Origin of the sequence: Streptomyces bugieae (assembly GCF_036352915.1) — a bacterium.
GTDB lineage: Bacteria > Actinomycetota > Actinomycetes > Streptomycetales > Streptomycetaceae > Streptomyces > Streptomyces endophytica.
On the sequence record NZ_JAZBJP010000007.1, the window covers coordinates 217,714 to 238,644 of the forward strand.

A 20,931-nucleotide genomic window follows, 5' to 3' on the forward strand; every position below is an offset into this window, starting at 1 on the left:
GGAACGGTATGGGGACAGTCATGGGGCCCGGGGCTGGGAGAGCCGTCGGGGGTGAGGGGGTGCGGCGGCATCGGGTGGCGGTGCTGGTGCGGGACGGGATGCTGCCGATCGAGGTGGGCATCGTGCACCGGATCTTCGGCGAGGCCCGATCGGCGGACGGGGAGCGGCTGTACGAGCTGGTGACCTGTGCGCTGGAGCCGGGGGAGGTGCGGACGGACACGGACTTCACGGTGTGTGTGGCGCACGGGCCGGAGGCGCTCGCCGAGGCGGACACCGTGGTCGTGCCGGCCTCCGGGGCGGATTACGACCGGGCGGAGAGTACGGCCGGGCGGCTGAGCGCGGAACTGGCCGAGGCGCTGGGGCGGATCCGGCCGGGGACGCGGATCGCGTCGATCTGTACGGGCGCGTTCGTGCTGGCGGCGGCCGGGCTGCTGGACGGGCGGCGGGCGACGACGCACTGGCGGTCGGTGGACGACTTCCGGCGACTGTTCCCGCACGTCGAGCTGGACGCGGACGTGCTGTACACGGATGAGGGGGACGTGCTGACGGCGGCGGGGGTCGCGTCGGGCATCGACCTGTGTCTGCACATGGTGCGGTGCGACCACGGGGCGGCCGTCGCCAATGATGTGGCCCGGAGGACCGTCGTACCGCCGCACCGTGAGGGCGGCCAGGCGCAGTACATCCGGCGGCCGATGCCGGAGTCGCAGGTGTCCTCGACGGGCCGGGCGCGGGCCTGGGCCCTGGAACACCTGGACCGGCCGGTGACGCTGCGGGAGCTCGCGGCGTGCGAGGCGATGAGCGTGCGGACCTTCACCCGGCGGTTCCGGGAGGAGGCGGGGATCTCGCCGTTGCAGTGGCTGACTCAGCAACGGATCGAGCGGGCACGGCAGTTGCTGGAGGAGACGGAGCTGACGGTGGACCGGATCGCGGCGGAGGCCGGCTTCGGTACGGCGGCGTCGCTGCGGCAGCATCTGCAGTCGGCGCTGGGGGTGTCGCCGCGGACGTATCGGAGCACGTTTCGGGGGCCGGGAGTGGGGGCGGGGGCGACGCCGGGGCCTGGGCTGGGGGCGGCAGCGGCAGCGGGGCCGGGGCCTGGGTCGGGGCCGGGGGCGAAGGAGAGGGAGACGGTCGGCGGTCGGCGTCGGCGTCGGCGTCGGGGTGGGGGTGGGTTGGTGGCTTGAGGGGTGGGGAGTGGCTGTGGGCCTGGCGGCTGGGGGCTGGCGGGGCCTGAGCCGGAGCGGGGCGGGGCTGTGGCTTGCGGGAGGGGCGGGCCGGAGGCTGTGGATTGCGGGTGCGGGTGCGGGTGCGGGTGCGGGGGACGGGCGCGCGTGTGGGAGGCGGGCGCTCGTGTGTGAGACGGGCGTTGTCAGTGGGGGGTCGTACGCTGGCGATGTGTGGTGGCGATGTACGGGACCGCGCTGGTCAGGCGGTGGTTCGGGGGTACGGACGGGGTCAGGGGCGGGGCCAAGGCAAGGGCCAGGGCCGGGAGCGGGGTTCGGGTCGGGGGCGGTGTCTGGTGCGCTGACGGGCTCCGGTGCGCTGAGGGGGGCTGACGGGCTGAGGGAGCCCGGCGGGTCGGCGGGGGGTGGATCGGCGCCTCCGGCGGGGCGCGGGGCGGAGGGGGCGTCGGCGGGGTTCGGGCAGCGGCTGGGCTGGTATTGCGCCGAGCGGGACGAGGAGCGGGAGAGTCTGCTCCCCGCGGGGAAGATGCTGGCCTTCGCGGCGCAGGGGGAGCGCCGTTGCCTGGGTGTGCGGCGGGCCGGCCGCTGGCTGGTGTGCCCGTATGCGGCGGTGCTGGACGGGGAGAGCGCCAAGGACCAGTGCGCGCGGTGCGCCCAGTTGGACCGTTCGCGGTCGGTGGCCGCGGACACCATGGCCGACGACCCGCGCCCGTATGCCGTCTACCTCGCGTACTTCGGGCCCGGTCTGCTCAAGGTGGGGATCACGGCCGCCGAGCGGGGGCCGGCGCGGTTGGTGGAGCAGGGCGCGGTGGCGTACGCATGGCTGGGCCGCGGACCGCTGATGGCGGCGCGACGGGCGGAGGCGCTGCTGGGGAGCGCCCTGGCGATCCCGGACCGCTTCACGAAGGCGGCGAAGCGGGCGGCGCGGGGGGTGCTGCCGGCGGTGCCGGAGCGGTGCGCCGAGCTGGCTCAAATCCACGCGAGGGCGCGGCAGTTGGGTGGATGGCCGGAGACGCTTGAGCCGCTGGAGTTCGCGTGTACGGACCATACGGAGCTGTTCGGGCTCGACCGGGTACCGGCCGGTGCGGCGGTGTTGGGCGGGCTGACGGCGGGGGCGGAGATCGTGGGGGAGGTGCTGGCCGGGGCCGGGTCGGATGTGTATCTGCGGCTGGTGGGAGGAGTCGAGGGGGCGGCGGGTGAGGCTGAGGTGCGGCGTTCCGGTGCGGGGCAGGGGGCGGGGGCCGGTGGGCCGTGGCCGGTGGCGGTGATGGATGCGCGGTTGCTGTCGGGGTGGGTGCTGGGGGCGGCCGCGGGGCGGGTGACGACCGTGCCGGTGCTGCCGGCCCGTACGGCGGGACCTGGCGGGCCGGAACGGGGAGGGGAGCGGGGCGGGGAACAGGAAGGGCTGTTCTGAGGCGCACCGGGTTCTTCGAGTCCGAGGGGCAACGGGTTCTTCGAGTCCGAGGAGCAACGGACTCTTTGAGTCTCGGCGCGACGGGCTCTTCGCGCCTGAGGAGCAACGGGCCTTTCGAGGGGATTCTGCTGAGGGGGACGCGCCTGCGAGGCTGGGGGCCGGCCGCCGGTGTGGCGGATGGACTGAGGAGGGGCCGGGGTGGCGGACGGGGACGAGCGGGTGGGGGCGTTCTGGCGGGGGCTGGGGCTGCCGGGGCTGATCGACGTCCATACGCACTTCATGCCGGAGCGTGTGATGGCGAAGGTCTGGGCGTATTTCGATGCGGCCGGGCCGCTGGTGGGCCGGGAGTGGCCGATCGCGTACCGCTTCGAGGAGGACCAGCGGCTGGCGGTGCTGCGCGGCTTCGGCGTGCGGGCGTTCACCTCGATGATCTATCCGCACAAGCCGGGAATGGCGCAGTGGCTGAACGGCTGGGCGGCCGACTTCGCGGCCCGTACGCCCGATTGCCTGCGGACCGCGACGTTCTTCCCCGAGGACGGCGCGGAGGCGTACGTACGGGCCGAACTCGCCGGCGGCGTACGCGTCTTCAAGGCGCATGTGCAGGTGGGGGCGTACGACCCGGCGGGTGCGGGGCTGGATGCGGTGTGGGGGGCCGTCGCGGAGGCGGGGGTGCCGGTGGTCGTGCACTGCGGGTCGGGGCCCGCGCCGGGCAAGCACACCGGTCCGGAGCCGATCGCACGGGTGCTGGCCCGCCATCCCCGGCTCCGGCTGATCATCGCGCACCTGGGCATGCCGGAGTACGCCGACTTCCTTGAGCTGGCCGAACGGTATCCCGGGGTGCACCTCGATACGACGATGGCCTTCACGGACTTCGCGGAACAGACCGCGCCGTTCCCGCGGACCGAGCGCGCCCGGCTGGCGGACCTCGGCGAACGGGTGCTGTTCGGCAGCGACTTCCCCAACATCCCCTACGGGTACGCCCATGCGCTGGAGGCGCTGGCCCGGTTGGGGATGGGGGACGAGTGGCTGCGCGGGGTTTGTTACGGGAACGCGGCGCGGTTGTTCGGGGTGGGGAGCGGGGCCGGGGCGTAGTCGGGTCCGGTCGGAGCCGGGGCGTAGTCGGGGCTATGGCTGTGGCTGCGGCTGTTGCCGTGGTGGAGCGGCCTGCTGGCGGTGTGCCGGGTGCCTCAGGGCGCTAGCGGGCCGCCGGTGTTCCCGTGGCGGCGGTGGCCAGGTGGGTCAGGGCCGTGGCCAGGTCGGTGAGGGTGGCCTCGTCCGAGACGCGTTCCGTCGCGCCGTCGATCTTCGGGCCGATGGCGGGGATTTCGCGGCAGGCGGCCGTGATGACCTCGCCCGTCATCATGCGCAGGGTCTCCCGGAGCTGGGCGTTGGCGTGATCGCCGCCGGTGGGGAAGGGGGACGCGGTGATCACCGCGACCGGCTTGTGGACCACCTCACCGCTGCTGACCAGCCAGTCGAGTGCGTTCTTGAGGACGCCGGGGACTCCGTGCGCGTACTCGGGGCTGACGATGAGCAGGGCGTCGGCGGACGCCACTGCGGTGCGCAGGGCGGCGACGGCGGCGGGGGGCGTGGCGTCCTCGCCGTCCAGGTCGGGGTTGAAGTGCGGGAGCGCTCCGATGTCCGCGGTGGTGGCGGGGCCGTCCCACAGGGCGAGGGCGGAGTTCAGCACCGCGCCGTTGGAGGAACGGGCGCGCAGGCTGCCGGAGAGGGCGACGAGGCTCAGCGCGTCATCCGGCAGCGCGTCGTCCGGCAGTCCGTCGCCCGGCAGGGAGTCGGCCGAAAAGGAGTCGGCCGGCCGGGAGTTGGGGGTCAGGCCGTCGTGGGTCAGGCCGTCGTGGGTCAGGGCGTCGTGGGTCATGGGGGGACGGTACGCCGGGCGGTCAGGGGTGGCTGGGTGAGGTCCCGTGCAGGGGTAAAAGTGCTGGTCAGGGCGATTGTCAGTGGGGGGTGCCATGCTTGGGGCAGTGGTGATCGGCCTGGACCGCGCGGGGGGCGGCCCAGGCCGGTCCCGGACCCGATCACGAGCCCGATCACGGGCCCCGGTCGTGACCCAGTCCGGGCCGTGACCCGGTCGCGGGCTGCGTCCGGGATTCTCAGGAGATTCACAGGAAGGAGCAAGGGAGCTCTCACGAGCGAGGGTCAAGCTCACCGGCATGACCGTGACTTCGTCGTCCTCAGCGGCTCTTCATGCTGCGTCAGTTCCGGTTTCGTCGGTTCCGGCGGGCTCGGCGAGAAGAGCGCCCGGGAAGCAGCCGGAGCTGTTGCGGCCGGACGGCAGCCCGGTGCGGGTGCTGGTGGTCGACGACGAGTCCTCGCTCGCCGATCTGCTGTCGCTCGCGCTGCGGTACGAGGGCTGGGACATCCGTGCCGAAGGGGACGGTGCGGGGGCACTGCGCTCCGCCCGTAGCTGGCGGCCGGATGCGGTGCTGCTGGACGTCATGCTGCCGGACATGGACGGGCTGACGCTGCTCGGACGGCTGCGGCGCGAACTGCCGGACGTGCCGGTGCTGTTCCTGACGGCCAAGGATGCGGTCGAGGACCGGATCGCCGGGCTGACGGCCGGCGGGGACGACTACGTCACCAAGCCGTTCAGCCTGGAGGAGGTCGTGGCGAGGCTGCGGGGCCTGCTGCGCCGGGCCGGGGCGGCGGCCGCCCGGAGCGAGTCGCGGCTGACCGTGGGCGATCTGGTACTGGACGAGGACAGCCATGAGGTGTGGCGGGACGGGCAGGAAATCCACCTGACGGCAACGGAGTTCGAGCTGCTGCGGTATCTGATGCGCAATCCGCGGCGGGTGCTGAGCAAGACCCAGATCCTCGACCGGGTCTGGAGCTATGACTTCGGCGGCCAGGCCAATGTCGTGGAGCTGTACATCTCGTACCTGCGGCGGAAGATCGATGCCGGGCGGGCGCCGATGATCCATACGCGGCGGGGTGCGGGCTATCTGATCAAGCCGGCTGGGTAGCGGAGCGGTGCCCGATCCCGTGCTTGCGCCGCTGCCCGGTCCCGGTCCTGGTCCCGGTCCCGGTCCTGGTCCGGATGCCGGTCCCGGTCCTGGTCCGGATGCCGGTCCCGGTCCTGATCCGGATGCCGAGAGGGCATCTGTTTCGGGACCCGCACCTTCGCCCGTTGCGGATGTGGGCTCCGCGCCTGTTTCGGGTGGCGGGTCCGTGCCCGGGCCTCTAACCGGGGGCGCGCCCTCGTCTGTGTCCGTGCCTGCGTCCATGCCCATGCCCGTGTCCGAGTCCGTGTCCGAGTCCGAGTCCGAGTCCGTGCCCGGCCGCAGGTGGTCAGGGTGGGGGCCGGTGCGGCGGCGGTGGACGTTGCGGACGCGGCTGGTGGTGTCGGCGGTGGCCCTGATTGCCGTTGTGGGGGCGGTGATCGGGGTCGTCACCACCATCGCGTTGCACTCGTACCTCCAGGGGCAGTTGGACGAGCGGCTGAATGCCACGGTCGAACGGGCGATGATGCCGCGGCCGCACGATCCGATGCGGAGCCAGCCCCTCGACTTCGTCGCGATGGGGGGTCAGCCCGTCGGCACGGTGGGCGCGCGGGTCGGGCCGGACGGTGCCCTCGACGTGGGAGCCCGGCTGAACAATTCGACCAGCCGGGATCCCTCGGAGCGGCTGGCGTGGCTGACCGGTGGGCAGGTCGCGGCGCTGAACGGCGTACCGAGGGACGGCCGTCCGCACACCGCCGAGCTGCCCGGGCTCGGCGACTACCGCGTGCAGTCCGCGAGGGACGGCTCACTGGTGGCCGGGCAACCGCTCGGCGAGGTCGAGGACACGGTCGGCCGGCTGGTGCTCATCGAGACGTGTGTGACGGTCGCCGGGCTGGTCGCGGCGGGGATGGCCGGGGCGAGCATGGTGGGGATCGCGCTGCGGCCACTGCGCCGGGTCGCCGCCACCGCCACCCGGGTGTCCGAACTGCCGCTGCACCAGGGCGAGGTGGCGCTGCACGTCCGCGTACCGGCTGCCGAGGCGGATGCCCGGACCGAGGTGGGGCAGGTCGGGGCGGCGCTGAACCGGATGCTGGGGCACGTGGGCTCGGCGCTGTCGGTGCGTCAGGAGAGCGAGATGCGGGTGCGGCGGTTCGTCGCCGACGCCAGCCATGAGCTGCGGACGCCGCTGGCGTCGATCCGGGGGTACGCCGAGCTGACCCGGCGCGGGGACGAGCGACCCGGGCCGGTGACCCGGCACGCCCTGGGCCGGATCGAGTCGGAGGCGGAGCGGATGACGGGGCTGGTGGAGGACCTGTTGTTGCTCGCACGGCTCGATTCGGGGCGGCCGCTCTCGTACGAGAGCACTGATCTCTCGCCGCTGGTGGCGGACGCGGTGAGCGATGCCCGGGCGGCCGGGCCCGGACACCGGTGGCGGTTGGAACTGCCGGACGAACCGGCGTGGGTCCACGCGGACGGTGGGCGGTTGCACCAGGTCCTGGTGAACCTGCTGGCCAACGCCCGGACGCATACGCCGGAGGGGACGACGGTGACGGCCCGGGTGGTCCCGGCGGTCGGAGTCCCGGCGGTCGGAGTCCCGGAAGTCGGAGCCCCGGAAGTCGGATTCCCTGCGGTCGGAGTCCCGGTGCCGCAGGGGCAGGCCGCACTGGGTCAGGCCGCACAGGGTCAGGCCACACAAGCGCAGGCATCACCGGGTCAGGCCCTCCACGGGCGTGCCCGATACGGCCGGGCCCCACAGCCCGCCGTCCGGCTCCAGGTGGAGGACGACGGGCCCGGCATCCCGGCGGACCTCCTGCCGCGGGTGTTCGAGCGGTTCGCGCGCGGGGACGCCTCCCGTTCGCGGGCGGCCGGCAGCACCGGGCTCGGGCTCGCGATCGTGCAGGCCGTGGTCGCCGCGCACGGCGGTACGGTCGGCGTCGAGAGCGCGCCGGGGCGAACCGTCTTCACGGTGACCCTGCCGGCGGGGTCCCCGGCACCGCAGCCCTGACCGCCCCCCCGGGCTCCCTGACCGCACCCCGGGCTCCCTGACCGCCCCCCCCGGGCTTCCTCACCGCACCCAGGCCTCCGCACCCCGGCCTCCGCACCCCGGCCTCCGCACCCAGGCCTCCGCACCCCGGCCTCCGGCCTCCGGCCCACGGCTCGGGGCTCACAGCCCGGCTCACAGCTCAGCCACAGGCTCACCACACGGCCGTGACAGGGCGGTTGGCGAGGGTCGGTGCATGACGACGACACAGCCGCCCGACACACCGCTGGGCTCCCTGCCACCTCGCGAGCATCTGCGCCTCGGCCAGACCGCGACCGTGCTGGATGTGGTCATCCCCGTCTACAACGAGGAGGCGGACCTGGAGCGCTGCGTCCGGCGCCTGCACGAGCACCTCGCGCGGACCTTCCCGTACGGGTTCCGGATCACCATCGCGGACAACGCGAGCACCGACCGTACGCCCGAGGTCGCCGCACTGCTCGATGACGCGATCGACGAGGTCACGGCCGTACGGCTGGAGCAGAAGGGGCGCGGGCGGGCGCTGCGCACCGTGTGGTCGCTCTCCGAGGCGCCGGTGCTGGCCTACATGGACGTCGACCTGTCGACGGACCTCAATGCCCTGTTGCCGTTGGTCGCGCCGTTGATCTCCGGGCACTCGGATCTGGCGATCGGCTCGCGGCTCAGCCGGAGCGCGCGGGTCGTTCGCGGACCGAAGCGGGAGTTCATCTCGCGAACGTACAACCTCATCCTGCGGGGTTCGCTCGCCGCCCGCTTCTCCGATGCGCAGTGCGGGTTCAAGGCCATACGGGGCGATGTCGCGGAGCGGCTGCTTCCGATGGTCGAGGACACCGGGTGGTTCTTCGACACCGAGATGCTGGTGCTCGCGGAGCGGGCCGGACTGCGGATCCACGAGGTGCCGGTGGACTGGGTCGACGACCCGAACAGCACCGTGCACATCGTGCGCACGGCCACCGACGACCTGAAGGGCGTCTGGCGGGTGGGACGGGCGCTGGCGACCGGTGCGCTGCCGCTGGACCGGCTGGCCCGCCCGTTCGGGGACGATCCGCGGGACCGGGAACTGCCCGGTGTGCCGGGCGGGCTGGCCCGTCAGCTCGTCGGCTTCTGTGTCGTCGGCGGCCTCAGCACTCTGCTGTACCTCGGGCTCTACTCCCTCTTCCGCCTCGGCACCGGCGCCCAACTGGCCAACGCCGCCGCACTGTTGTTGTCCGCGATGGCCAATACGGCGGCCAATCGGAGGCTCACCTTCGGGGTGCGGGGGCGGGACCGGGCGGTCCGCCATCAGGCCCAGGGCCTGGTGGTCTTCGCCATCGGCCTGGTCCTGACCAGCGGGTCCCTGGCCGCACTGGACGCGGCCAGCGGGCCGGCCTCGCACGGCACCGAACTGGCGGTGCTGGTGGCCGCCAACCTGGCGGCGACCGTGCTGCGGTTCCTGCTCTTCCGCGCCTGGGTGTTCCCGGACCGCGAGCGCCGGGACGTCGTCGAGGACGTCCACGGGGGCGCCCAACCGCACGACCGGAACCACGACTTCTTCAGGAGCACCCGATGAACCCGCGTCCGCATCCGCATCCGGACCCGTACCCGTACACCCCTGGCGCCGCCTCCCGGGAGCGCTGGGCGCGACCCGCGCTGGTGGCGTTGCTGCTGGTCACGGCCGTGCTCTACCTCTGGAGCCTGTCCGCCTCCGGCTACGCCAACCAGTTCTACTCGGCCGCCGTACAGGCCGGCAGCGAGAGCTGGAAGGCGTTCTTCTTCGGCTCGTCCGACGCCGCGAACTCGATCACCGTCGACAAGCCGCCGGCCGCGCTTTGGCCGATGGCGCTGTCCGTACGCCTCTTCGGCCTCAGCTCGTGGGCGATCCTGGTGCCCGAGGCGCTGATGGGCGTGGCGACCGTCGGGGTGCTCTACGCGGCCGTGCGGCGGCGGTTCGGGGCGGGCGCGGGACTGCTCGCCGGCGGGGCGCTGGCGGTGACGCCGGTGGCGGCGCTGATGTTCCGGTTCAACAACCCCGATGCGCTGCTGTGCCTGTTGATGGTGTGCGCGGTCGCGGCCGTCCTGCGCGCCCTTGCGGACGGCCGGACGAAGTGGCTGGTGCTGGCCGGGCTCTGCTTCGGCGCCGGGTTCCTCACCAAGACGCTCCAGGCGTGGCTGATCCTGCCGGCGCTCGCCGTGGTCTACGCGTGCTGTGCGCCGGTGGGCCTGCGCAAGCGGTTCGGGCAACTGCTGCTCGCCGGGCTGGCGATCGTGGTGTCCGGAGGCTGGTGGGTGGCGATCGTCGAGCTCTGGCCGGCGTCCTCGCGGCCGTATATCGGCGGCTCGCAGACCAACAGCTTCCTGGAGCTGACCTTCGGCTACAACGGCTTCGGGCGGATCAGCGGCAACGAGACCGGCAGCGTCGGCGGGGGCGGACGCGGGCCGGGCGGGGGCGGCGGCTGGGGTGAGACCGGCCTCACCCGGCTGTTCTCGTCCGACATGGGCGGGCAGATCTCCTGGCTGCTGCCGGCCGCGCTGATCCTGCTGGTGGTGGCGGTGGGGCTGCTGTGGCGGGCCCGGCGTACGGACGCCGGCGCCGTGCCTGCTGCCGCCGAACAGGCCGGGAGCGGGCAGGCCGGGGGCGGTCAGGCCGGGAGCGGTCAGGCCGGGAGTGAACAGGCCGGGGACGGTCAGGCCGGAGGAGATCGGGCCGGGGGCGGGCAGGCCGTCACCGTGACCTCTGCGGCCGGTCTCGCCGCCGAACAGGCCGGTCAGCGGGCCGAGTTCCTGGTGTGGGGCGGCGCGCTGCTGATGACCTTCACGACGTTCAGCTTCATGTCCGGGATCTTCCACCAGTACTACAACATCGCGCTGGCCCCGTACATCGCGGCGCTGGTCGGTATGGGCGCGACCCTGCTGTGGCGGCGCGGCGGGCGGCTGGCGTCGGTCGTGCTGGCGCTGACGGTCGCGGTGACCGCGGTCTGGTCGTACGTCCTGCTGGACCGCTCGCCCGACTGGCTGCCGTGGCTGCGCTGGACGGTGCTGGTGCTCGGGGCGCTGGCGGCGGTGGGGCTCGTGCTGGGCGTACGGAAGACGGCAGCGGCGGGCCAGCAGGACGTGACGGCGGGCCAGCAGGACGTGACGGCGGACCGGCAGGACGTGACGGCGGACCGGCAGGACGTGACGGCGGACCGGCAGGACGTGACGGCGGACCGGCAGGACGTGACGGCGGACCGGCAGGCAGCGGCGGCGGACCGGCAGGCGGCGGCGGGGGTCCGGGTCCCGGTCGCCCGGCGGTTCGGTGTCGTCGCCGCGGGACTCGGGGTGGTCACGGCGCTGGCGGGACCGGTCGCGTACACGCTCGACACCGTCAACACGCCCAAGGGCGGGTCGATCATCACGGCCGGGCCTTCGGTGCGCGGTGGTATGGGTGGGCCGGGCGGCGGCTTCCCCGGAGGCCGGCACCGCATGTGGCGCGGCAACAACGGCGCGATGCCGGGCGGCGGCATGCAGGCCGGGGCCCACGGAGCGCCCGGAGCCTTCCCCGGAGCCCCTGGTGCCCCTGGCGCCGCCGGTGCTCCCGGAAACGCTGCCGGTCGCCTGCCGGGCATACCGGGAGCGAAGGGCGCGGGTGCCGGTATGGGCCGCATGCGTGGTGGCATGGGCGGCCTGCTCAACGGCAGCGAGGTGAGCGCCCGGGCCAAGGCCCTGGTGGAGAAGAACGCCGGCGACTACACCTGGGCCGCGGCGGCCATCGGCTCGCAGAACGCCGCCGGCTACCAGCTGGCCACCCAGAAGCCGGTGATGTCGATCGGCGGCTTCAACGGCAGCGACCCGTCGCCGACCCTCGCACAGTTCAAGAAGTACGTCGCGGAAGGGAAGATCCACTACTTCATCGCGGGCGGCCGGGACGGCTTCGGCGCCGGGGGTCCCGGTGGCCCCGGTGGCCGGGAGTGGCCCGGTGGATTCGGCGGACGTGGGGGCCGTGGCGGTCCGGGCGGCGGCGGACAGGGCCACTCGTCCAAGATCAGCTCCTGGGTCGAGAAGACCTTCAAGAAGGTCACGGTCGGCAGCGCCACTTTCTACGACCTGACGAAGCGGGTCTGAGTGGTGAGGCAGGGGGCCTGACCGGTGACGAGGAGGGCCTGAGCGGTGAGGCAGGGGGCCTGACCGGTGACGAGGAGGGCCTGAGCGGTGAGGCAGGGGGCCTGACCGGTGACGAGGAGGGCCTGAGCAGTGAGGCAGGCGGGGGCCTGACCAGTACGGACGCCGGAAAGCGGTCGCCCCAGAAACGGACGCCCGAAAACGGTTGCCCGGAATTGGTCGCCCCCCGCCCCCACTCGGCCGAAAACCAAATGTACGGCGTATAACCCTCCCTGTACGGTGTATGGCAACCGCTCACATCGCACAGGGAGCCCGTATGCCGTCCCCCGTGGCCACCGACGCCGCACCCACCACGCTCCAGCCGCCGGGCCGGCATGCCACCCGCTGGCTGATCCTGGCCGTCATCTGCGTCGCCCAGCTCACGGTCATCCTCGACAACACCGTCCTGAACGTCGCCATCCCCTCCCTCACCAAGGAGATGGGCGCGACCACCGCCGACGTCCAGTGGATGATCAACGCCTATTCGCTGGTCCAGTCGGGCCTGCTGCTCACCGCCGGCAATTCCGCCGACCGTTACGGCCGCAAGAAGATGCTCGCCGTCGGCCTGGTGCTGTTCGGCCTGGCCTCGCTCGGGGCCGCGCTCGCCCAGTCGCCCGGCCAGCTGATCGCGGCCCGGGCCGGTATGGGCGTCGGCGGAGCCCTGCTGGTCACCACCACGCTCGCGGTCGTCATGCAGATCTTCGACGACGAGGAGCGCCCCAAGGCGATCGGCATCTGGAGCTCGGTCAACTCCCTCGGCTTCGCCGCCGGCCCGCTGATAGGCGGTGCGCTGCTCGACCGCTTCTGGTGGGGTTCGCTGTTCCTGGTCAACCTCCCCGTCGCCGTCATAGCGGTGGCGGCCGTGGTCACCCTCGTCCCCGAGTCCAAGAGCCGCGGCGGTGAACGCCCGGACCTCCTCGGCGCTCTGCTCTCCATGATCGGCATGGTCGGGGTGGTATTCGCGATCATCTCCGGACCGCGCGACGGCTGGCTCTCGGGCCAAGTGCTTATCTCCGCCGCCATCGGGATCGCCGGCCTCGCCCTCTTCGCGGGATGGGAACTGCACACCCCGCACCCCATGCTGGACATGCACTTCTTCCGCAACCGCCGGTTCATCGGCGCGGTCTCCGGCGGCATCCTGGTCGCCTTCGGGATGGGCGGCTCGATGTTCCTGCTCACCCAGCACCTCCAACTGGTGCTCGGATACGGCCCGTTGGACGCCGGGCTGCGGATGGCGCCGCTCGCCGTCACCGTCATCCTGATCAACTTCACCGGCCTGGGCGCCCGTCTGATGCCGAAGTTCGGCACCCCGGGCATGATCATCACCGGGATGTCGTTGCTCGCCGCCGGACTCGCCGCCATATCGGTGCTCGGCGGACACAGCTACGGCGGCATGCTCACCGGCCTCATCGTGATGGGCATCGGCGTCGCGCTCGCCATGCCGACGATGGCCAACGCGATCATGTCCGCGATCCCGCCGGCCAAGGCCGGGGTGGGCGCCGGGGTCAACGGCACGCTGATGGAATTCGGCCAGGGCCTGGGCGTCGCCGTCCTCGGCGCGGTCCTCAACATCCGCTTCACGGCCCTGCTCCCGCTGGTGGCCGCGGGCGCCGGCTCGCTCTCCGCGGCGCTCGCCCGTACGCACACCGCCGCCGAACGCACCGCCGTCCAGGACGCCTTCGCCTCCGGCATCGGCACCAGCCAGCTGGTCGGCGCGGCCGCGGTGTTCCTGGGCGGGCTGCTCGCCGCCGTACTCCAGCGCCGGGCGGAACGCACCGGGCAGGACCAGGGGACACCGGAGGCGCAAGGGGGGCAGGAGGCGACAGGGGCGGCTACGGCATCGGGAGCGCCCGGGACACCGCCCGGGATGCCGCACGGGCCGGAAGCGGCCGCCGCTGCCGCGGAATAGCATCGTCGGTGCAGAAGATCGTCGGTGCGGAAGATCGTCGGTGCAGAGATCGACGGTGCGGAAGATCGTCGTACGCCGACGTGCAAGACGTGAACCCCGTGCAGCACGTGAACCACGTGTTGCACGTGAACCCGTGCAACACGTGAAGAAGAAGAGGACGGACGCCATGACCGCGACCAACGGCCGTGCCGGTAAGCGGCCGCACAGCGTCTGGCTGACCGAGCGCCCCCCGCTCAAGCGCAAGGCGGAGCAGCCGGCCGGGCTCGACCTCGAAAAGATCATCGGGGCGACCGTCCGGCTGCTGGACGACGAGGGACTGGCGAGGTTCTCGATGCGCCGGCTCGCCGCCGAGCTCGGCGTCACCGCGATGTCCGTCTACTGGTACGTCGACACCAAGGACGATCTGCTGGAGCTTGCCGTCGACGCGGTGGCCGGCGAACTGCCCCTGCCCGACGAGTCGGAGCCCGGCGCCGACTGGCGCGAACAGCTCCGGGTCCTCGCCACCGGCTACCGCGACATGCTGCTGCGCCACCCCTGGGCGGCCCGGCTGCTGGCCGAGTTCATCAACATCGGCCCGCACTCCACCGCGTTCTCCAACGCCACGCTGCGGGTGATGGCGAGCAGCGGCCTGGACGCCGAGCGCACGTCCGGCGCGCTGGCGTCGCTGTTCCACTTCGTCTACGGCTTCGCGACGATCCGGGCGACGCACGAGGCGCGGTGCCGGGCCGCGGGCATCAGCCTGGACGACTACTTCGAGCAGGTCGTCTCGGCCATCTCGGGCCGCCCGGAGTTCGCCGAGACGATGGAGCTGTCCCTCCGCGCCGACCGCGTCCGTACGGGCCGGTCGGCCGTGGCCATGCTGGACCGGGACTTCGCCTTCGCGCTCGACCTGCAGATCGCGGGGATCGAGGCGATGCGGGGCGGCGGCGGGCACGGGCACGGGCACGAGGCGTGACCCGCGCGGGGGTGTGGAGAGGGCCGGAGGGAGAGGGGCCGGGGGGAGGGGAGGGCCCTAGGGGTCGGGGAAACAGATCCCCTAGCTAGGGGGCCGGAGCGCCCCCTGCGGGGCCACAACGCGGCGCGGCGGTGAGGCATTCCCGCCGCCCCGCGTTACGGCCCAGCCACCCGGCTCCAGCCACCCGGCTCCCGCCACCCGGCTCCCGCCACCCAGCTCCCACCACCCCGCTCCCACACCCCCCTCACGCCATCGGCAAGCTCTCCCCCTGCACCGCCTGGATGTCCAGTTCGACCTTCAGGGTGGTGCCGATCGCCGCGATCCCCGCGGCCACGACCTGGTTGTAGTTCATCTTGAAGTCCTCGCGCCGCAGTTCGGCCGTGGCGCGGAACGCCGCGCGGACGCCGCCCCACGGGTCCGGGCCGGTGCCGAGGTAGCTGAGGTCGAGGTCCACCGGGCGGATGACGCCGTGCAGCGACAGGTCGCCGTGCACGGTCCAGCGGTCCGGGCCGGCCGGTGACAGTCCGCTGCTGCGGTAGGTGATTTCCGGGTACACCTCGACGTTGAGGAAGTCCTCGTTGCGCAGATGCCCGTCCCGCATGCCGTTGCCGGTGTCGATCGACGACGCCTTGATGACCGCGTCGACCCGCGACTTCCCCAGGTCCTCGGCGATCTCGATACGGCCGCTGAACTCGGTGAACCGGCCGTGCACGCTGGAGATCCCCAGGTGCTGGGCGACCGCGCCCACCGTGGAGTGCATCGGGTCGATGGTCCAGGCGCCGGGCGGCGGCAGCTCGGCCCCGCCCTGCCGGGCCAGCACGACGTTGCCCACCTCCATCCGGCCGCTCGCCGTCACGATCGCGCTGGAGGCGACCGGTGCGTAGCCGACGGCCGTCACGATGACCGTGTACGGGCCGGCGGGCAGCGGCGCCTCGCTGCGGATGGCACCGTCCTCGTCCGCCGCGGCACGCAGCACCTGCGTGCCCGTCATGTCGGTGACGGTCAGCACGGCGTGCTGCACCGCCCAGCCGTCCCGTGTGCGGACCTGCGCCCGCACGCCCGCGGCTCCCGCGCCCGTCGAAGTCATTGCCTCTCCCGTGTGTTGCTGGTGGTGCCCCGACTCCGGGCCCTGGCGGGGCCGGGAGCTCGGGGGTGTCGGACCCCGGCGGCGGCGTGCAGGCCGTCCCCTGCCTGTGCGCCACACCGCCGCCGGAGTCCTGGGGTCCGGTCCGGGACGCGTCTCCGCTCACCGCGCGTCCCGGCCCGGGGTCTTGCTGCCCGGGTTGCTCCGTCGTCATTCCGTACGGGCCCCGGGCCCCGGGTCAGTCCCCGGGGTGGGCGAGCTGGACGTCGTGGCCGTCCACCCCGCGGGCGTCGACCGCGAGACCGGTGGCCAGCGGCGGGTAGCCGCTCGCGATGACCGTGTAGTCACCGGCGTCCAGGTCGGTGAAGGCGTACGCGCCGTCCTCACCGGTGGTCGAGGTGGCCACGACGTTGCCGGCCGCGTCCACCAGCGTCACCCGGGCGTCGGGCAGCGGACGGCGGTCCGCACCGGCCCGTACGACGCCCTGCACCCGCGCGCCGGACAGCAGCTCGACCTCGATGCGGGTGGTGCCCTGGCCGCCGATCTCGACCGGCAGTGCGGCCGGCCGGTAGCCGGCGGCGTTCACCGCGACCGTGAAGGTGCCGGGGGCCAGCTCGTCGAAGGAGAAGTACCCCTCGGCGCCGGTCTTCCCGGTGGCCAGCACCTCGCCGCGGACGTCCGTGACGACGACCATGGCGTCCGCCACCGGCTCGCCGGTGACCGCGCTGCGCACCTGGCCGCCGAGGCCGCTGGTGCCGCTGAGCAGGATGTCGTAGCCGTACGGCTGGTCGCCGACGACGACCGTGGACGCCTGCGGCTGGTGCCCGTCGGCCGCCGCGATCAGCACGTACGAGCCGGCGCCGGGGGCGCTGAGGACGTACGAGCCGTTGGCCTGGGCGACCGCCCGGCCGAGCTGACGGCCGCCGAGCGAGATCAGCGTGACCGCGGAGCGCGGGACGGGGTGGCCCTCCGCGTTGCGCACGAAGCCGTGGATGGACGGCCCGGCGGGCACGGCGTCGCCGCCACCGGCCGAGGCGTAGCCCTGCAGGGGCTGCGCGGCCGGCTGCGCCCACGAGGGGGTGTGGCCGCCGTCGTCGGAGGTCACCGGCGCGGCACCGACGAGGACGGGCTCCCGTTCCTCGGCCGCGCCGCCCGCCGCGGCAGCCGCCTGCAGCGGAAGCGTCGCCTCCGACGGGGTCACCGACGGGCTCGCCGACGACGGCGCGCCCGCGCCGCTCTGGGCGCCCTCCGAGCTCTGGGCCAGTCCGCCACGCGTCTTCAACGCGACCTCCTTGATGAACAGGGTGAAGAGGAAGGCGAGCAGCGCGCAGGGCGCCGCGTAGAGGAACACATCGGCGACACCGTGGCCGTAGGCGCTCTCCATGACCGTGCGCAGCGGCGCCGGGAGGGCGTCCAGGTCCGGGATGCCGCCGCTGTTGCCGGAGGCGTGCGCGGCGGCCTTGGCGGCCTTGGGGCCGAGGTCGGCCAGGCCGTCCTTGACGTAGTGGGTGACGCGGTTGGCGAGCACCGCACCGAGGGCCGAGACGCCCACCGCACCACCGAGGGAACGGAAGAAGGTCACGACGGACGAGGCGGAACCGAGGTCCGACGGGGCCACCTGGTTCTGCGTGGCGAGCACCAGGTTCTGCATCATCATGCCGATGCCGAGACCCATCAGCGCCATGAAGATCGCGATGTGCCAGTACTCGGTGTCGTAGCGGATGGTGCTCAGCAGGCCGAGGCCGGCGGTCAGCAGCACACCACCGGAGACCAGCCAGGCCTTCCAGCGGCCGGTCTTGGTGATGACCTGGCCCGAGACGGTCGAGGAGATGAACAGCCCGCCGATCATCGGGATCGTCATGATGCCGGACATCGTCGGCGACTTGCCGCGCGCCAGCTGGAAGTACTGGCTGAAGAAGACGGTGCCGGTGAACATCGCGATACCGACGAACAGGGAGGCCACCGACGCCAGGGTGATCGTCTTGTTGCGGAACAGCCGCAACGGGATGATCGGCTCCTTGGCCTTGGTCTCGACGAAGACGAAGACCGCGCCGAGCACCACCGCGCCGCCGACCATCGCGGCCGTCTGCCACGACATCCAGTCGTACTTGTCGCCGGCCAGCGTCACCCACACCAGCAGCAGCGAGACCGCCGCGCTGATGAAGAACGCGCCCGCCCAGTCGACCTTGACGCCCTCGCGCTTGACGACGGGCAGCTTCAGGGTCTTCTGGAGCACGATCAGGGCGATCACCGCGAACGGCACACCCACGTAGAAGCACCAGCGCCAGCCGAGCCAGCTGGTGTCGGTGATGACGCCGCCGAGCAGCGGGCCGCCGACGGTGGCGACGGCGAAGGTGGCGCCGAGGTAGCCGCTGTACCGGCCGCGCTCCCGCGGCGAGATCATCGCGGCCATCACGATCTGGGCCAGGGCGGACAGACCGCCCACGCCTATGCCCTGCACGACGCGGCAGGCGATCAGCATGCCGGTGTTCTGCGACAGACCGGCGACGACCGAGCCCGCGACGTAGATGATCAGCGCGAACTGCACCAGCAGCTTCTTGCTGAACAGGTCGGAGAGCTTGCCCCACAGGGGCGTGGTCGCCGTCATCGCCAGCAGCGAGGCGGTCACGACCCAGGTGTAGGCGCTCTGCCCGCCGTCGAGGTCGTGAATGATCTCGGGCAGCGCGTTGGAGACGATCGTCGACGAGAGGATGGCGACGAACATGCCGAGCAGCAGCCCGGACAGCGCCTCCATGATCTGACGGTGCGTCATGGGGGCCCCGTCGGAGGCGTGGTGATGACCGCCTCCATGCTTGGCGTGGCCGCCCCGCACACCGGCTGGTGTGGTCGTAGCCATGTGGTTCCTTTTCATCCTGCGGGTGTACGGGTGCTGAAGTCGTGGTGTGCCCGGGTCCGGCAGTCGCCGAAGCTCGTACGGAGCCGGGCGAGCAGCTCGTTGAGGAGACCGACGTCGTCGTCGCTCCAGTCGCCGAGATACCGGGCGAGCGCGGCGGTGTAGCGCTCGGAGAGCTCCTGGAGCATCTCCGTGCCGCTCGGGGTCAGGCGCAGCAGCCGCGACCGCTTGTCCGCCGGATCGGGCTCACGCTCGATCCAGCCGCGCTCGCAGACGTGCGCCACGTGCCGGCTGGTGACGGACATGTCGATCGCCATCAGCTCGGCCAGCTGACTCATCCGCATCTCGCCGTGCCGGTCGAGAAGGGTGAGCACCGCGGCCGAGGCGGGCGGGCAGTCCTGGGGCAGGATCCGCCCCATCTCCCGCTTCACGGCCCCGATGGCGCTGAGTTGCCTGGCCAGCTCCTCGTACTGACTGTGAGCGGCCACCGGCTCCTCCACCCATCCATCGCTCAGCTCGATCGCACTTCTTTTGTTGCTTGGGGCAACCATACGCACGGTTGGTTGCTGAAGGCAAACGAATGGGTGGCATGTACAGGCAAAGGCTGCCCCAAGCTCTTGTCGCGAATCCGTCAACAATTGGCCGGTTCGCTCAAAGCCGCAGGTCCGCGGGGGTGTCCGGGGGCTCTGTCCATATCGCCACAACGCGAACACAACACGCACAAGTGGCACACCTCACGCGGCGGGCTCTCCCCATCGACCCACCCGTCCCCCTCCTCCCCTGGTCGCCCCACACGCGCCCCAGGGGTGCCCCCGGGCCCCCGGTTCGCTAGGGTCCTGCCTCATGGCGACCAACCCGCAGAACCAGGCCGACGGGAACTACGACCCGGCGGGCAGCACGCAGATGTTCCGTGCCTTCGTGGACGAGGGCGGCACCCCCCAGACCGGCGGCCGCCGCGCCCCGGCCCCCCAGCAGTCGGCCGGCCCCCGCGTGGGCGTTATCGTCGGCGTCATCGTCGCCGTCCTGGTCATCGCGGGCGCGGCCTGGCTGGCGCTGTCGTAACGCGTCGCCCTTAGCTCTTGCTCTCGGATCTCGGCTTTACGTGGACGGGGCCCGGCGGTAACAACCGCCGGGCCCCGCTCTCTTGCGCTCTTCAGGTGCTAGCCGGTTCGTCCGCCCCGGCTCTCGACGATCCGCAGCGCATCCCGCAGCGCTTCACACAGCCTGTGGACACAGAACCGGAGCTCGTCGGCAGACGGCCTTGCCGACTCCCGCAGCAGTTCGGTCGCCCGCGCCAACACTTCCTCGCCGGTGCTCACCTGCACCTCTTCCATGTCGTCGGCGAGCTGTGAGAGAAACCCGCCGCTGTGGTCGGTGGAGAGGTAACAGGGCTGCCCGTCCGGCCCGCTCCAGGGCAGCAGCCGCATCCCGCTACGCCTCATGAAGCAACCGCCATCTCGCGCAGAAAGGCCCGTTCCCGGCGGGCCTGCTGCCGCTCGTGGGCGAGGAGATAGGGGCGTACGAGGGGGGAGGTGTCGCCGTCGAGGGGGGATTCGGGGCGGCGGGGAGCGTGGAGATGCTGTGGACGTGGTGGCTTGGGTCGAAGGGCGGCGACGGGGGCGTGGCGAGTGTGCCGTTCCCCCAACAGGGCGATGAGGGTATGCATAAGCTTCGGCATGTCGACCTGCTCTCTTCAGGCGGAGGTTGACCAGGCCTCGGGGGTGTTGGCGCACCCGCCGGGGTCGCTTCGAGTCTAGCGAAGTATTCTATGGTGCACTAGGTATTTGACAGATCGCCTGATGCGCCATACCACGCTTAGCGTGTTCAGGTGATCGAATTTGCTCCTGACAGACCTCGGTGGCGCCAGGTTGCTGACGTAATCCGCCAGCGCATCGCCGACGGCACGTACCCGCCCGGTACGCGTGTCCCGTCGGTGATCCAGCTGCAGGAAGAGTTCGGCATCGCGGTGGCGACGAGCCAGAAGGTGAACAGCGGGCTGCGTGCCGAGGGGCTGATCTACACGGAACCCGGTATGGGCTCGTTCGTCGCGAAGAACGCCGCGGAGATCCTCAAGGACGCCGGCCAGCCCCCGGACGCCCCGTAAGCCGTGGAGTTCGTGACCGTTCGTAAGGTCACGGCCGCCCTTCGGGAGGAAGGGCTCATCGTCACCACGCCGGGGATGGGGTCCTTCGTGACGTCTCGTCAGCCCGATAGCGAGTAGTGAACGGCGAGGCGAGCCCGGCCTCCGACGACGGGTAGGGCATCCCGTAGGTCGTACGGCGCGCAGCGCACACCCTGCCCCGGCAGCCCCTAGGTGTGCTGTCCGGACAGGTTGGTGACGCGGCTGGCTGGGGTGTGGCCGCTGATTCCGGTATGGGGTCGGTGGTAGTTGTACCAGTCCAGCCAGTCGGGAAACGCTGCCTGCCGTTCGGCCTCTGAGG

The 20,931-nt window shown here is 72.3% G+C and carries 17 protein-coding genes; 11 read left to right on the plus strand and 6 right to left on the minus strand.

Going from position 1 to position 20,931, the window contains the following annotated elements:
• Window positions 1-20: 20 nt before the first annotated feature.
• The 3 genes from V2J85_RS16335 (at window position 21) to V2J85_RS16345 (ending at window position 3,687) form a co-directional block, all read left to right on the plus strand.
• Window positions 21-1,181, plus strand: a complete 1,161-nt coding sequence (locus V2J85_RS16335) for a GlxA family transcriptional regulator (protein WP_330821983.1) — start codon at window positions 21-23, stop codon at window positions 1,179-1,181.
• A gap of 526 nt (window positions 1,182-1,707) precedes the next feature.
• Complete coding sequence (locus V2J85_RS16340; protein ID WP_330821984.1) at window positions 1,708-2,595, plus strand: DUF2797 domain-containing protein; 888 nt, start codon at window positions 1,708-1,710, stop codon at window positions 2,593-2,595.
• 198 nt (window positions 2,596-2,793) lie between these two features.
• Window positions 2,794-3,687 (plus strand): amidohydrolase family protein, encoded by an 894-nt coding sequence (locus tag V2J85_RS16345; RefSeq protein ID WP_330821986.1) that lies wholly within the window; start codon window positions 2,794-2,796, stop codon window positions 3,685-3,687.
• Between the two features lie 103 nt (window positions 3,688-3,790).
• Here V2J85_RS16345 and V2J85_RS16350 read toward each other — a convergent pair whose 3' ends face one another.
• Window positions 3,791-4,474 (minus strand): NADPH-dependent FMN reductase, encoded by a 684-nt coding sequence (locus tag V2J85_RS16350; protein WP_330821987.1) that lies wholly within the window; start codon window positions 4,472-4,474, stop codon window positions 3,791-3,793.
• 403 nt (window positions 4,475-4,877) lie between these two features.
• Here V2J85_RS16350 and V2J85_RS16355 point away from each other — a divergent pair, with 403 nt between their 5' ends.
• From V2J85_RS16355 to V2J85_RS16380, 6 genes are all read left to right on the plus strand, one after another.
• The gene (locus V2J85_RS16355; protein ID WP_279350124.1) at window positions 4,878-5,579 is read left to right on the plus strand and encodes a response regulator transcription factor; all 702 of its coding nucleotides are present in this window, start codon (window positions 4,878-4,880) and stop codon (window positions 5,577-5,579) included.
• A 265-nt stretch (window positions 5,580-5,844) separates the two neighbouring features.
• On the plus strand, window positions 5,845-7,560 hold the full coding sequence (locus V2J85_RS16360; protein WP_419836793.1) for a HAMP domain-containing sensor histidine kinase: 1,716 nt from the start codon (window positions 5,845-5,847) through the stop codon (window positions 7,558-7,560).
• Window positions 7,561-7,792: 232 nt separating this feature from the next.
• Complete coding sequence (locus tag V2J85_RS16365) at window positions 7,793-9,121, plus strand: bifunctional glycosyltransferase family 2/GtrA family protein (RefSeq protein WP_261956572.1); 1,329 nt, start codon at window positions 7,793-7,795, stop codon at window positions 9,119-9,121.
• Window positions 9,118-11,652: an ArnT family glycosyltransferase gene (locus V2J85_RS16370; protein WP_330821990.1), complete on the plus strand. Its 2,535-nt coding sequence runs from the start codon at window positions 9,118-9,120 to the stop codon at window positions 11,650-11,652. Before V2J85_RS16365 ends, V2J85_RS16370 begins: the two co-directional genes overlap by 4 nt.
• A gap of 313 nt (window positions 11,653-11,965) precedes the next feature.
• The gene (locus V2J85_RS16375) at window positions 11,966-13,597 is read left to right on the plus strand and encodes an MFS transporter (protein WP_330821991.1); all 1,632 of its coding nucleotides are present in this window, start codon (window positions 11,966-11,968) and stop codon (window positions 13,595-13,597) included.
• Window positions 13,598-13,763: 166 nt separating this feature from the next.
• Entirely contained in the window at window positions 13,764-14,552 is a 789-nt protein-coding gene (locus tag V2J85_RS16380) for a TetR/AcrR family transcriptional regulator (protein ID WP_261956569.1), read from the plus strand.
• Between the two features lie 244 nt (window positions 14,553-14,796).
• Here V2J85_RS16380 and V2J85_RS16385 read toward each other — a convergent pair whose 3' ends face one another.
• The 3 genes from V2J85_RS16385 to V2J85_RS16395 form a co-directional block, all read right to left on the minus strand.
• Window positions 14,797-15,639 carry a YceI family protein gene (locus V2J85_RS16385; protein WP_261956568.1) on the minus strand — a complete coding sequence of 281 codons (843 nt, stop codon included), beginning with the start codon at window positions 15,637-15,639 and terminating at the stop codon, window positions 14,797-14,799.
• 235 nt (window positions 15,640-15,874) lie between these two features.
• Complete coding sequence (locus V2J85_RS16390) at window positions 15,875-18,409, minus strand: MFS transporter (protein ID WP_474064963.1); 2,535 nt, start codon at window positions 18,407-18,409, stop codon at window positions 15,875-15,877.
• Between the two features lie 95 nt (window positions 18,410-18,504).
• Window positions 18,505-18,978, minus strand: coding sequence for a MarR family winged helix-turn-helix transcriptional regulator (locus tag V2J85_RS16395; protein WP_261956566.1), 474 nt, complete (start codon window positions 18,976-18,978; stop codon window positions 18,505-18,507).
• Window positions 18,979-19,333: 355 nt separating this feature from the next.
• Between V2J85_RS16395 and V2J85_RS16400 the strand changes: the two genes are divergently transcribed.
• Entirely contained in the window at window positions 19,334-19,552 is a 219-nt protein-coding gene (locus tag V2J85_RS16400) for a hypothetical protein (RefSeq protein WP_030816154.1), read from the plus strand.
• 98 nt (window positions 19,553-19,650) lie between these two features.
• Here V2J85_RS16400 and V2J85_RS16405 read toward each other — a convergent pair whose 3' ends face one another.
• On the minus strand, window positions 19,651-19,932 hold the full coding sequence (locus V2J85_RS16405; RefSeq protein ID WP_261956565.1) for a hypothetical protein: 282 nt from the start codon (window positions 19,930-19,932) through the stop codon (window positions 19,651-19,653).
• A 386-nt stretch (window positions 19,933-20,318) separates the two neighbouring features.
• Between V2J85_RS16405 and V2J85_RS16410 the strand changes: the two genes are divergently transcribed.
• Window positions 20,319-20,594 carry a GntR family transcriptional regulator gene (locus tag V2J85_RS16410; protein ID WP_330821992.1) on the plus strand — a complete coding sequence of 92 codons (276 nt, stop codon included), beginning with the start codon at window positions 20,319-20,321 and terminating at the stop codon, window positions 20,592-20,594.
• A 206-nt stretch (window positions 20,595-20,800) separates the two neighbouring features.
• Here V2J85_RS16410 and V2J85_RS16415 read toward each other — a convergent pair.
• Window positions 20,801-20,931: integrase core domain-containing protein (locus tag V2J85_RS16415; protein WP_330822004.1), on the minus strand; the 131-nt coding region annotated here is incomplete at its 5' end.

Coding starts and splice junctions, on each gene's coding strand:
- V2J85_RS16350 (WP_330821987.1), bottom strand. CDS start 4,474: ATGACCCACGACGCCCTGACCCACGACGGCCTGACCCACGACGGCCTG.
- V2J85_RS16400 (WP_030816154.1), top strand. CDS start 19,334: ATGGCGACCAACCCGCAGAACCAGGCCGACGGGAACTACGACCCGGCG.
- V2J85_RS16380 (WP_261956569.1), top strand. CDS start 13,764: ATGACCGCGACCAACGGCCGTGCCGGTAAGCGGCCGCACAGCGTCTGG.
- V2J85_RS16370 (WP_330821990.1), top strand. CDS start 9,118: ATGAACCCGCGTCCGCATCCGCATCCGGACCCGTACCCGTACACCCCT.
- V2J85_RS16375 (WP_330821991.1), top strand. CDS start 11,966: ATGCCGTCCCCCGTGGCCACCGACGCCGCACCCACCACGCTCCAGCCG.
- V2J85_RS16385 (WP_261956568.1), bottom strand. CDS start 15,639: ATGACTTCGACGGGCGCGGGAGCCGCGGGCGTGCGGGCGCAGGTCCGC.
- V2J85_RS16365 (WP_261956572.1), top strand. CDS start 7,793: ATGACGACGACACAGCCGCCCGACACACCGCTGGGCTCCCTGCCACCT.
- V2J85_RS16335 (WP_330821983.1), top strand. CDS start 21: ATGGGGCCCGGGGCTGGGAGAGCCGTCGGGGGTGAGGGGGTGCGGCGG.
- V2J85_RS16405 (WP_261956565.1), bottom strand. CDS start 19,932: ATGAGGCGTAGCGGGATGCGGCTGCTGCCCTGGAGCGGGCCGGACGGG.
- V2J85_RS16390 (WP_474064963.1), bottom strand. CDS start 18,409: ATGACGCACCGTCAGATCATGGAGGCGCTGTCCGGGCTGCTGCTCGGC.
- V2J85_RS16340 (WP_330821984.1), top strand. CDS start 1,708: ATGCTGGCCTTCGCGGCGCAGGGGGAGCGCCGTTGCCTGGGTGTGCGG.
- V2J85_RS16360 (WP_419836793.1), top strand. CDS start 5,845: ATGCCCGTGTCCGAGTCCGTGTCCGAGTCCGAGTCCGAGTCCGTGCCC.